Origin of the sequence: uncultured Bacteroides sp., from assembly GCF_937912035.1 — a bacterium.
Taxonomy (GTDB): Bacteria; Bacteroidota; Bacteroidia; order Bacteroidales; family Bacteroidaceae; genus Phocaeicola.
On record NZ_CALDPF010000054.1, the window covers coordinates 13,977 to 26,173 of the forward strand.

The window sequence follows — 12,197 nt, forward strand, 5'->3', positions numbered from 1 at the left end:
TGAATCGTTATTGATACAGTAAGCACTTATATTAATAACTTAAAAAGCAAGAAATACAGTATTATTTTTGCCAACACAATCAACAGCCTATTAATAGCATCATAGGATTTCTTTTAAAAAGAAGAAAAAATAAAATATTTATAGTTATGAAAGAAGAATGGTTGAAAAAGGGTTATGTGGATGAACCCGTAGATAAGACACTGGACTTGAAAGCCGAGATAGACAAGCTCCGCAAGGAAAAGAATGCCGTGATACTGGGGCACTTCTACCAGGCGGACGAAATACAGGAAATTGCCGATTTCATTGGCGACAGCCTTGCGCTTGCACAATGGGCGGCAAAGACCGATGCTGAAATAATTGTGATGTGCGGTGTCCACTTCATGGGAGAGACTGCTAAGATACTGTGTCCCGACAAGAAAGTTCTCATTCCGGATTTCAACGCAGGATGTTCGTTGGCCGACAGCTGTCCTGCCGACAAATTTGCCGAGTTCGTTAAGCAGCACCCTGACCACACCGTAATTTCATACGTCAATACAAGTGCGGCAGTCAAGGCTGTGACAGACGTTGTGGTTACATCTACCAATGCCAAACAGATAGTGGAAAGCTTCCCTGCCGACCAGCCAATGATCTTCGGTCCGGACAAGAACCTTGGAAACTACATAAATTCCGTTACAGGCCGAAATATGCTTCTTTGGGACGGAGCATGCCATGTACACGAAAAATTCTCTGTAGAGAAGATTATAGAGCTTAAAAAGCAGTATCCTGATGCCGATGTGCTGGTACATCCTGAGTGTAAGGGAGCGGTAGCCAAACTGGCAGACAAGATTGGTTCTACTGCAGGACTGCTGAAACATGCAATTAACAGTGATAAGAAAGACTTTATAGTAGCTACTGAAAGCGGAATACTGTTCGAGATGCGACGCAAATGTCCTAATAAGAACTTCATTCCTGCACCACCGGAGGACAGTACCTGCGCATGCAATGAATGTAACTTCATGCGCCTGAACACTCTGGAAAAACTCTATAACACACTGAAATACGAATGGCCTGAGGTTGTGGTGGACGAAGCGATAGCTAAAGAAGCAATAAAGCCTATAAAGCGTATGCTTGACATATCTGCTAAACTTGGATTGTAAAATTTGTATTTTAACAATTAACATAAATGCTCCATGTTGTTAACAAACATGGAGCATTTTCTTTATTTATTAAACTATGTTATAAAGCATGGATTTTTGGCTGAAATACTTGCAGATTACCAGAAAGTCCGTACCTTTGTACTGTGTTTTTCATAGTATTAGATTTTAAGGTTAACAAAGGTTGGAGTACAGCGGTACTCCTTTTTTTATGTCTATACGTTTCGTCGTATATTAATCGGATTTTCCTTGTTGATATGTTTTAAAAAAATGACAGTTCATTTTAATTAAAACGACAGTTCGTTTAAGTTCGAATGACAGTTCATTTATTATTGATAATAAATTTCGTATTATGTTGTATATTATGTAGAAATAGCATAGTTTTGTGTTCAGAGAAAATATCATTAAAAATTTAATATCTATGAGAAAGAGTTACAAAAGTTTGTTAGGTTTGGTTAGTCTTGTAGGAGCATTGTTTTTAAATGCATGTGATACAACATCTGTTAAGGTAAATGACATTTCTATTATTCCTCTTCCAAACAGTATAGTTGAAACTAATTCTATATTTACTCTTCCTGAAAAGTGTACCATAGGAGTAACAGACAAAAGTCTTATTCCTGCGGCAGAGTATATGGTTGGATTATTAAGTAAGTCTACAGGCTATGATTTTTCAATCGTTGAAGGAAAAGGTGACATTAACCTCTCTTTATCAGGTTCTGAAGTAGATTTGGAGGGATATTCTTTGGTGTCAACAAGTAAGAACGTATCCATTTCCGGTAATTCGTATGCCGGGGTAATATATGGTATAGAAACATTAAGACAGTTGTTACCTTCGGCAATAGAAAGCAAGAGTGTAGTTAAAGGAATAGACTGGGTTATTCCGTCGGTAGAGATAAATGATAATCCACGATTCAGTTGGCGAGGTTTGATGCTTGATGTCTCAAGACATTTTTATGATAAAGAAGAAGTAAAAGAACTTCTGGATCTTATGGCTCTTTATAAGATGAATAAATTTCATTGGCATCTGACAGATGATCAGGGATGGAGAGTAGAAATAAAAAAATACCCTTTGCTTACTGAAAAAGGTGCATGGAGAAAGTACAATTCACATGACAAGAGTTGTATGAGTATGGCCAAAGAGCAAGATAATACTGATTTTCTTATTCCTGAAGAAAAAATCAGAGTGGTTGAAGGGGATACTCTTTATGGAGGATTCTATACTCAGAATGATATCAGGGAAATAGTGTCATATGCTCAGGTAAGAGGTATTGATATTATTCCTGAAATTGATATGCCAGGACACATGCTTGCTGCAGTAAGTAATTATGATGGTGTTTCATGTTTCAAGACAACAGGTTGGGGAACAACCTTCTCATCTCCAGTATGTCCTGGAAAGGAATCGGCTATGGAGTTCTGTAAAAATGTATACAGTGAAATAATTCCTTTATTTCCTTATAAATATATCCATATAGGTGGTGATGAGGTAGAGAAGACAAACTGGAAGAAATGTCCTGATTGTCAGAAACGGATACGTGATAAAAAACTTAAATCTGAAGAAGAACTTCAGTCATGGTTTATTCATGAGATGGAAGCTTTCTTCAATTCACATGGAAAAGAAATGATAGGTTGGGATGAGATTCTTGAAGGAGGACTTTCAAAAACTGCTACAGTTATGTGGTGGCGCTCGTGGGCCAAGAATGCTCCTATGAAAACAACATCACAGGGAAATAATATTATTTTTACACCTAACTCTCAGTTCTATCTTGATTATGCGCAGGATATAAAGTCACTTCCTAATATATATAATTATGACCCCTCAAAGGAATTTACAGAGAATCCGGAACTGATGAAACAGATGCTTGGTGTGCAGGGAAATATTTGGTGCGAGTGGATTCCTTCAAGAGAACGTATGCAGTATATGGCTGCTCCTCGTATGCAGGCTATTGCCGAGCTTGGTTGGAGTAATCCTCAACAGAAAAATTGGGAAGGATTTAAGAAAAGGCTTTCAAATCAGTTTGAGAGATTGAATGTGATGAATGTTAATTATAGAATTCCTGATATAGAAGGATTCTACAAGACCAACGTGTTTATTGGAGAGTGTGATGTGAAGATTTCCTGTATGGATCCTACAGCTGAAATACGTTACACCACAGATGGAAGTATTCCTACATTGAGTTCTGCTAAATATGATGGTAATTTGAAAATATCTGAGACTACAAAGTTTACTTTCCGTACTTTCCGTGCCAGTGGAAAACCTTGTGATATTTTTACAACTAAATTCATTAAAGGTGAGTTTTCACCTGCATCGTCAGAGAAACCGTCAGTAGAAGGAATAGAGGCTGTATGGTATGACTTTAAGGGAAATAAGTGTGCCGATATAGACAAAGCAAAGAAAAACGGAACATATAAGGTGTCAGAAGTATCTATTCCTGAAGGTGTAAAGGGAAATATAGGTCTCGTGATAAATTGCTTTGTCAATATTCCTGAAGATGGAATATATACTTTCTCTCTTACTTCCGACGATGGAAGTACACTAGTTATAGATGGAGATATGGTAATTGATAACGATGGTCCTCATGGCCCTCGTGAAGTTGTAGGCCAGAAGGCTTTGGCAAAGGGATATCATCCTGTTGAAGTAAGATACTTCGACAGCAACGGTGGTATGCTTAAAATGGAAGTGAAGGATAGTAAAGGAAATGTTATTCCGGCTGATATATTGTTCGGCAAAAATTAAGTTTAATAGAATGAATAATATAATTATGAAATCATTAAATCTCAAAACTTTAGCTTTTATAGCTTTAAATAGTATAGCTTTGTCAATGCCTGTTTTTTCACAAAGCGGTTATGTACCTTCCGAGAGTAATTTACAGGCCCGTAAAGAATTCAGCGACAGTAAATTTGGAGTGTTCATCCATTGGGGAATTTACAGTATGTTTGGTCAGGGTGAATGGTATATGACTAATGCAGGTATAGACTGTCATGAATATGCCAAGGCGGCTTCCGGTTTCTATCCTATACGTTTTGATGCAAAGAAATGGGTTTCTGCCATAAAGGAAGCGGGGGCCAAGTATATATGTTTTACTACCAGACATCATGACGGATTCTCAATGTTTGATACAAAATATTCAGATTATAATATTGTAGATGCCACCCCTTTCAAACGTGATGTAGTGAAAGAACTGGCAGAAGAATGTAAGAAGCAAGGGATAAAACTTCATCTTTATTATTCACATCTCGACTGGACACGTGAAGATTATTACCCATACGGACGAACAGGAAGAAATACAGGTCGTACAAAACATGGAAACTGGAATGATTATTTTAATTTTATGAACAACCAGTTGACAGAACTTCTGACCAATTACGGACCTATAGGTGCAATATGGTTCGATGGAGTGTGGGATCAGCCGGATGATTTTAACTGGCGTCTTGACGAACAGTATTCATTGATTCATAAGCTTCAGCCTGCTTGTATGATTGGAAACAATCATCATAAGAAACCGATAGAGGGTGAGGATTTCCAGATGTTTGAACGCGATCTGCCTGGTGAAAACAAGGCTGGTCTTTCTTCTGAATCTGAGATAGGGCAGCTTCCTCTTGAAACTTGTGAAACCATGAACGGTATGTGGGGATATAAGATTCAGGATCAGAATTACAAATCGGTATCCGAGCTTATAAGGCTTCTTGTCAAGGCATCAGGTAAGGGAGCAAACCTTTTGATGAATGTAGGTCCTCAGCCTAACGGTGAGATTCCTGCTGTAGCCTTGGAACGTTTGAAAGGAATGGGTGAATGGCTTTCCAAATATGGTGAAACTGTTTATGGCACAACAAGAGGTGATGTTATGACAGCCGATTGGGGTACGACAACCAGAAAAGGTAATACACTATATGTACATATACTTACAGACAATATGCCTCAATTTGTTACCTTGCCTTTGAAAGATAAAGTATTGAGTGCAGTAAATCTGAATACAGGTACCAAGGTTTCTTATGAAAAGATTAAAGGAGGAATAGTTTTGCATACAGAGAATCTGGAGTCTGAAATTGACTGTATTGTTGAATTGAAGTTGAAATAATTATGACAGCAATGAACAAACTCGTAAATCTATTATTAGGAGGATTGCTGTTGGCTATTCCTGCCGAAGCACAAAACAAAAATATATATCACAAAGGTTGGATAGATTTCAACAAGAATGGGGTGAAGGATATTTATGAAGATTCTTCACAGCCTGTTGAAAAGAGAGTTGAAAACCTATTGCAACAGATGAATATTAATGAGAAGACTTGTCAGTTGGCTACACTCTATGGATACGGGCGGGTACTGAAGGATTCTCTGCCGACAGAAAACTGGAAAAATGAAATTTGGAAGGATGGCATAGCCAATATCGACGAAATGCTGAATGGTGTTGGAGGAAAATCTAAACGTGTAGAGCAGATGCTTTATCCGTTCAGCAATCATGCCGAGGCTATCAATAAAATCCAGAAATGGTTTATAGAGGAGACCAGGCTTGGAATCCCAGTTGATTTCAGCAATGAAGGTATTCACGGACTTAATCATACCAAGGCTACTCCATTGCCTGCTCCAATAGCTATAGGAAGTACATGGAATAAAGAACTTGTATATAGAGCAGGAGAGATAGTGGGACAGGAAGCTAAAGCTTTGGGATATACTAATATATATGCTCCTATTCTTGATGTGGTTCGTGATCCCAGATGGGGACGCACTTTGGAATGTTATGGCGAAGATCCTTATCTGATAGCAACTATGGGAACACAGATGGTGGATGGAATACAGTCGCAGGGTGTTGCATCTACATTGAAACATTTTGCTGTTTATAGTGTACCTAAAGGTGGTAGGGACGGTAATTGCAGAACGGATCCACACGTTGCTCCAAGAGAAATGCATCAGATTTATTTGTATCCTTTCAAGAAAGTAATCCGTGAAGCGCATCCTATGGGAGTGATGAGTAGTTACAACGATTGGGACGGAGTACCTGTTACAGCCAGCTATTATTTTCTTACCGAACTTCTTAGGGAGGAGTATGGTTTCGACGGATATGTGGTGAGTGACAGTGAGGCTGTGGAGTATGTTCATACAAAACATCGTGTGGCAGAAACATACGATGATGCAGTACGTCAGGTTCTTGAAGCCGGATTGAACGTCAGAACTCATTTTACTCCACCTTCTGATTTTATTATGCCTATCCGCCGTCTTTTGGAAGAAAAGAAAATTTCTATGGCTACAATAGATAAACGAGTTGCTGAAGTGTTGAGTGTGAAATTCCGTCTTGGACTTTTTGATCATCCATACATAGAGAAAGTAAAGGAATCCGATAAGGTGGGTGGTGTGGATCGTAATATTGATTTCGTCAAGCAGATACAGCAGCAGTCTTTGGTTTTGTTGAAAAATGAAGGGAATCTTTTACCTCTTGACAAAAACAAAATAAAAAAGATACTTGTAACTGGTCCGTTAGCTGATGAAAGTAATTTTATGGAAAGCCGTTACGGCCCTAACAGACTGGATAAAGTAACGGTACTGAAAGGTTTGCGCAAATATCTTCAAGGTAGTGTGGAAGTTGATTATGCTAAAGGATGTGATGTAATTAATAAAGGATGGCCTTCTACAGAGATTTTGCCAGAGTCTCTTTCTGATAAAGAAAAATCAGATATTCGTACTGCTGTTGATAAGGCAGAGGATTCTGATGTCATTATAGCTGTATTGGGAGAAGATGAGTATAGAACGGGTGAAAGTCGCTCACGTACTTCACTGGATTTTCCTGGACGTCAGCAGGAATTGCTTGAAGCATTATATGCTACAGGAAAACCTGTTATATTGGTGTTGATAAACGGACAGCCGCTGACTATCAACTGGGCAGATAAGTATATACCTTCAATTCTTGAAACATGGTTTCCAAGTTGTCAGGGAGGAACGGTAATAGCCGAGGCTCTGTTTGGAGATTATAATCCGGGTGGGAAACTTACAGTTACTTTCCCAAAATCTGTCGGTCAGATAGAACTTAATTTCCCGTTCAAGCCAGGTTCACATGGTTCTCAGCCACAATCAGGTCCTAATGGTTCTGGTTCAACACGTGTATTGGGTGAACTTTATCCTTTTGGTCACGGACTTAGTTACACAAGTTTTGAATATTCCGATATGAAGGTTACTCCTCTTGAGCAGCGCACTCAGGGAAATTATATAATAACTTTCAATATTACCAATACAGGAAAGCGTCAAGGTGATGAGATTGTTCAGCTATATGTTCGCGACAAATATAGCAGTGTAATAGCTTACGATTCTGTTTTACGTGGTTTTGAGCGTGTATCTTTAAATCCAGGAGAAACAAAACAGATAACATTTGAGCTTACTCCTGAGGATTTACAGTTGTTGGACCGTAATATGCATTGGACTGTAGAACCTGGGGAATTTGAGTTTATGATAGGTGCTTCAAGTAAGGATATAAAGTTGAGAAAGATAGTAAAGGCATTGCAATAATTGTTTTTATTATTTTTTTGAAAGTTGTAGTACTTTATTTTATTAGTCTTTAATTATGAAAAGAATAATTATTTTGATTATCATGATGTGGGGCGTTTTTAATAATGAAACGTCCTATATCTGTGCACAGACTGCTATTGAAAAAGGTCTGAACAGTATTAACCGTATTTCTGCCGAAGCTATAGTTGTTTTCCTTGCAGATGATGAATTACAAGGCCGCGAAGCCGGATTCAATGGTTCACGTATTGCGGCACGCTATCTTGCGGCTAATCTCAAGGAAGCTGGTATTAATCCTCTTTATGGTAACAGTTATTTTCAACCTTTTGAAGCCTGTGCCAAGGAAAGACAACAGAAAGGGGCTCGTTGGTGGGTACATCCTGATTCTATCTCGCATTTCAAGAACGGAACATACCGTTCACTACAAATGGCTAATGTACTTGGTATAATTCCAGGCGAAAGAACTGACGAATATGTTATTGTTGGTGCACATTTTGATCATTTAGGTGTTGATGAGACTCTTGCTAATGATCCTATCTATAATGGTGCCGATGACAATGCTTCCGGGGTATCAGCTGTATTGCAGATAGCGCGTGCTTTTAAGGCTAGCGGAAAGAAACCAATGCGTAATGTCATAATTGCTTTCTGGGATGGAGAAGAAAAAGGATTGCTGGGTTCACGTTATTTTGTACAGAATTGTAATTTTATAGGCAAAATAAAGGGGTATTTGAATTTTGATATGATTGGACGTAACAGTAAACCTGATCGTCCTAATCATGTAGTTTATTTTTATACAGCTTCTCATCCGTCTTTCGGTCAGTGGCTTAAAGATGATATTGTCCGATATGGACTTCGTCTTGAACCTGATTATCGTCCATGGGACCGTCCTGTTGGAGGTAGTGATAATGCGTCTTTCGCTGTACATGAAATTCCTATAATATGGTATCATACAGATGGACATCCTGACTATCACCAGCCTTCGGATCATTCTGAACGTCTGAATTGGGAAAAGGTGGTAGATATAACAAAAGCATCTTTTCTTAATGTATGGAATCTGGCTAATGAAATTGATTATTAGTATTTGATTGTCTTATAAACAATTATTATTATGAAAATCTGTTTTATTGCTTTTATTTTGACCATTGCACATTGTTTAAATTTGTCTGGTCAGCAGACGTCTGTATTTGGTGATTTAGGTAATGGCTTGTTTAGGAATCCTGTGATTCCTTCGGATTATAGTGATCCGGATGTAATCAGAGTAGGCGAAGACTATTATGCAATTGCTTCTACGTTTTGTTTTTCACCAGGAATGATTGTTATACATTCAAAAGACTTGGTTAATTGGGAAATAATAAATCATGTGGTTGATGATATATCATTCCTTAATCCTGAACTTGACTGGTCCGAGATGAAAGGATACTATAATGGTGTATGGGCAGGCTCACTACGTTTACATAATGGAAAGTTTTATTGTCATTTTGCTACTCCACGTGGAGGTTGGTTTGTTGCCACTACTACAGATATAAGGGGAAAATGGGAAGTAAAAGCAATGAAAGATAGTAATGGAAGAGAGTTGCGTGGTCGTGGATGGGATGATGTCTGCCCTCTATGGGATGATGATGGACAAGCATATATCATAGCAAGTAATTTCGGTAAGTACTGGTTTCCGCATATTTATAAAATGAGTCCTGATGGGACTCAGTTGCTTGACGGTGTAATAGATAGTAATTGTGATGTCACAAAGAATATTGATATTATCGGTGGGTATGTAGTAAAGCCCTATAGGACTGCTGAGGCTAATAAATTATACAAGTGGAATGGAATGTATTATATATATTTCAGTGAAGTTCGTGAAATTCATGGAAATAAGGTCAGAGTTCCTGTTATGCGAAGGTCAAAAAGTATTTATGGTCCATACGAAGAACAACTGTTGATGCATTCTCAGGGAAAGAATATTGATAAAGAGCCTAATCAAGGTACTATAATAGATACTGAGGATGGAAAATGGTATTTTGTCACTCATCATGGAACAGGCGATTTTGATGGTCGAGTATTGAGCGTTTTACCGGTTGAGTGGAGAGATGGATGGCCGCATATCGGAAAGGATACTGATAATGATGGAGTAGGTGAAATGGTTTGGGAGCTTAATAGGCCTGTCAGTAAAGTTTATAAAGGGAAAATCCAGACGTCAGATTATTTTGATTCACAAATATTAGGACATCAGTGGGAATTCAATCATCAACCAAAAGAAGGAAAGTGGTCATTAAATGAACGTAAAGGTTATTTAAGATTATATGCTTTCGGACAATTAAGAAAGGGTGATTTCTTTTCTACAGGAAATGTTGTATCTCAACGTTATATTAGATGGGGAAAAGGCGAAGCTGTTACACGCATTGATATCAAAGGTATGACTGATGGTCAGGTAGCAGGATTGTCTCATTTTAATGGGGGGAAGGATTATGCTTGCATATCTGTATCTAAAAATGGTAGTAATTTAAGTATAGTTTATAAAAGTAAAAATGGAAAAAACGATGAATTAACTGTTAATCTTGGTAATATATCTTCCAAACAACGAACTATATGGTTAAAAACTGAAATAGATTTTTCCGGTATAGCTGTTTTTTATTGGAGTACAAACGGCAAAAAATATAATTTATGTAATGAAGAATATTTATTGAAGTGGGGAAATTACAGAGGAAGTAGAATTGGAATTTTCACGTATAATAATAAGCAGGAAAAAGGATATATAGATATTGACTATATGACTTATGATGAAATAAAAAAATAACTATTATTTATGAAAAAACAACTTATAATAATTGCTATTTTAAGTTTCTGTTTCGGATTTACAATAGCCCAAACCACAAGTAAATTTATACTTGATATGGTTCATAATAATCCGGGAGAGAAACCTTACGATACACCATATACAGACCCTTTTTTCCTAAAACAGGAGGGGTTTAATGGTTCAGTTCCACACTGGCATATAAATTGTGCCATAATGTATGATAAATTCAATAGGAAACTTACACGTAAAGGTACAGAAGAGTATAATTGGATATTAAATCATTCAGAGAAAATTAAAAAGAAGTTGGAAGATTTTGAGAAAGCGAATATTGCAACTTATCCTTTTACTGACTTCCTAGTTTTTCCTGAGTCTGTATGGAAAGTTTACGGGAATGAGATATCAAATGAAGACTCTAATGATAAGCATAGAAAACCTGATATAAGAAAAAAACGCACACAGGAACTGTTAAGATTTCAGATAGATGAAATATTCAGAACATTTCCTGATTTAGATGGTATTACTTTACGATTTGGAGAAACATATCTACATGATACTCCATTTCATATTGGTAATAGTCCTATAAATAATAAGGAAGGAAAGATTGAGGATCATATTCTGCTTATAAATATTCTGAGAGAACAGGTTTGCGAAAAATGGAACAAAAAATTATTTTACAGAACTTGGGATTTTGGATATAACTTTCATAATAGTCCGGAATTCTATCTTGCTGTTACCAATCAGATTGAGCCACATGAAAATTTAATTTTTTCTATTAAATACCAACAGGATGATTATCACAGAATGACCCCTTTCAATCCAAGTTTAGGTATAGGTAAACATCAGCAACTGGTTGAATCACAATCCAGAATGGAAGCATATGGAAAGGCTGCACATCCATATTATACTGCAAAAGGAGTAATAGAAGGATGGCCGGAAACCGTTTTTGAAATTGAATTCGGATCACATAGATTTACAGGAAAAAAGAATGATATTAATAAACCAAGAGGATTAAAAGATGTAATAAAAACAGGGCTAATATCAGGGGTAGTCACTTGGTCTAACGGTGGAGGATGGCAGGGACCATATATAAATAATGAGTTTTGGTCTGCACTTAACACTTATGTAGTTTCAAACTGGGCAAAGAATCCAAATAAAACTGAGGAACAATTATTTTTTGAGTATGCGGAAAAAAATGGAATAAGGGGGTACTCTGCCTATTGTTTAAGGCAATTGGCTATGTTAAGTATTGAGGGAGTAAGAAAAGGACATGCCAACAGTTATACCAAGAACAATATGTGGTGGACACGTGATGAGTTTTTCAGTTGGTCAGGAAATAAAGGTGTAATAGATGAGATTATTTCGAAAAATGTAAAAGAAAAAGTAATAGCCGAAAAAGAAGAGGCAAGTGCTATTTGGACAGCTATAGAAGCATTGTCAAAACAGGTAGAGTGTGATAATGATGATTTGGAGGAATTTATTAAGGTTTCATCTGTTTATGGGAGAATCAAGTATCAGCTGATAGAATCCATGTGGAAGCTGATGATAGAATATGAAGAAATACAGAGAGGTAAAAGTGCTGATAAAGAATATATCAAGAAAGAACTTCTGAAGTATGATTCATTATGGAAAGAGTGGAAGTCATTAAAAGATAATAATGAATGTTGCGCGACTATCTATACTGATATGGCATTCAGAAATGATAAAAAAGGTAGTATAGGGGAGTTGGCAGACAAAATGAGAAAAATAATTTCTACCAAATGAAAGGTTGAACTGTTCAAAAATACTT

At 37.1% G+C, this 12,197-nt stretch carries 7 protein-coding genes; all 7 read left to right on the top strand.

Going from position 1 to position 12,197, the window contains the following annotated elements:
* Window positions 1-146 precede the first annotated feature (146 nt).
* The 7 genes from nadA (at window position 147) to Q0486_RS14855 (ending at window position 12,172) form a co-directional block, all read left to right on the top strand.
* A complete protein-coding gene (nadA, locus tag Q0486_RS14825) occupies window positions 147-1,136 on the top strand; it encodes a quinolinate synthase NadA (RefSeq protein ID WP_299235051.1) in 990 nt (329 codons plus the stop codon).
* Between the two features lie 418 nt (window positions 1,137-1,554).
* Window positions 1,555-3,867, top strand: a complete 2,313-nt coding sequence (locus tag Q0486_RS14830) for a family 20 glycosylhydrolase (RefSeq protein WP_299235053.1) — start codon at window positions 1,555-1,557, stop codon at window positions 3,865-3,867.
* Window positions 3,868-3,952: 85 nt separating this feature from the next.
* On the top strand, window positions 3,953-5,209 hold the full coding sequence (locus tag Q0486_RS14835; protein ID WP_299235149.1) for an alpha-L-fucosidase: 1,257 nt from the start codon (window positions 3,953-3,955) through the stop codon (window positions 5,207-5,209).
* A gap of 11 nt (window positions 5,210-5,220) precedes the next feature.
* Window positions 5,221-7,626, top strand: coding sequence for a glycoside hydrolase family 3 N-terminal domain-containing protein (locus tag Q0486_RS14840; protein ID WP_299235056.1), 2,406 nt, complete (start codon window positions 5,221-5,223; stop codon window positions 7,624-7,626).
* Window positions 7,627-7,681: 55 nt separating this feature from the next.
* Window positions 7,682-8,701: a M20/M25/M40 family metallo-hydrolase gene (locus Q0486_RS14845; RefSeq protein ID WP_299235059.1), complete on the top strand. Its 1,020-nt coding sequence runs from the start codon at window positions 7,682-7,684 to the stop codon at window positions 8,699-8,701.
* 30 nt (window positions 8,702-8,731) lie between these two features.
* Window positions 8,732-10,411 carry a glycoside hydrolase 43 family protein gene (locus Q0486_RS14850; RefSeq protein WP_299235062.1) on the top strand — a complete coding sequence of 560 codons (1,680 nt, stop codon included), beginning with the start codon at window positions 8,732-8,734 and terminating at the stop codon, window positions 10,409-10,411.
* A gap of 9 nt (window positions 10,412-10,420) precedes the next feature.
* Window positions 10,421-12,172, top strand: a complete 1,752-nt coding sequence (locus tag Q0486_RS14855) for a hypothetical protein (RefSeq protein ID WP_299235065.1) — start codon at window positions 10,421-10,423, stop codon at window positions 12,170-12,172.
* The last annotated feature ends 25 nt before the right edge of the window (window positions 12,173-12,197 follow it).

Bases quoted from the DNA above. Each gene is read 5' to 3' on its own strand.
- Q0486_RS14850 (WP_299235062.1), top strand. From the start codon at position 8,732: ATGAAAATCTGTTTTATTGCTTTTATTTTGACCATTGCACATTGTTTA.
- Q0486_RS14830 (WP_299235053.1), top strand. From the start codon at position 1,555: ATGAGAAAGAGTTACAAAAGTTTGTTAGGTTTGGTTAGTCTTGTAGGA.
- Q0486_RS14855 (WP_299235065.1), top strand. From the start codon at position 10,421: ATGAAAAAACAACTTATAATAATTGCTATTTTAAGTTTCTGTTTCGGA.
- nadA (WP_299235051.1), top strand. From the start codon at position 147: ATGAAAGAAGAATGGTTGAAAAAGGGTTATGTGGATGAACCCGTAGAT.
- Q0486_RS14840 (WP_299235056.1), top strand. From the start codon at position 5,221: ATGAACAAACTCGTAAATCTATTATTAGGAGGATTGCTGTTGGCTATT.
- Q0486_RS14845 (WP_299235059.1), top strand. From the start codon at position 7,682: ATGAAAAGAATAATTATTTTGATTATCATGATGTGGGGCGTTTTTAAT.
- Q0486_RS14835 (WP_299235149.1), top strand. From the start codon at position 3,953: ATGCCTGTTTTTTCACAAAGCGGTTATGTACCTTCCGAGAGTAATTTA.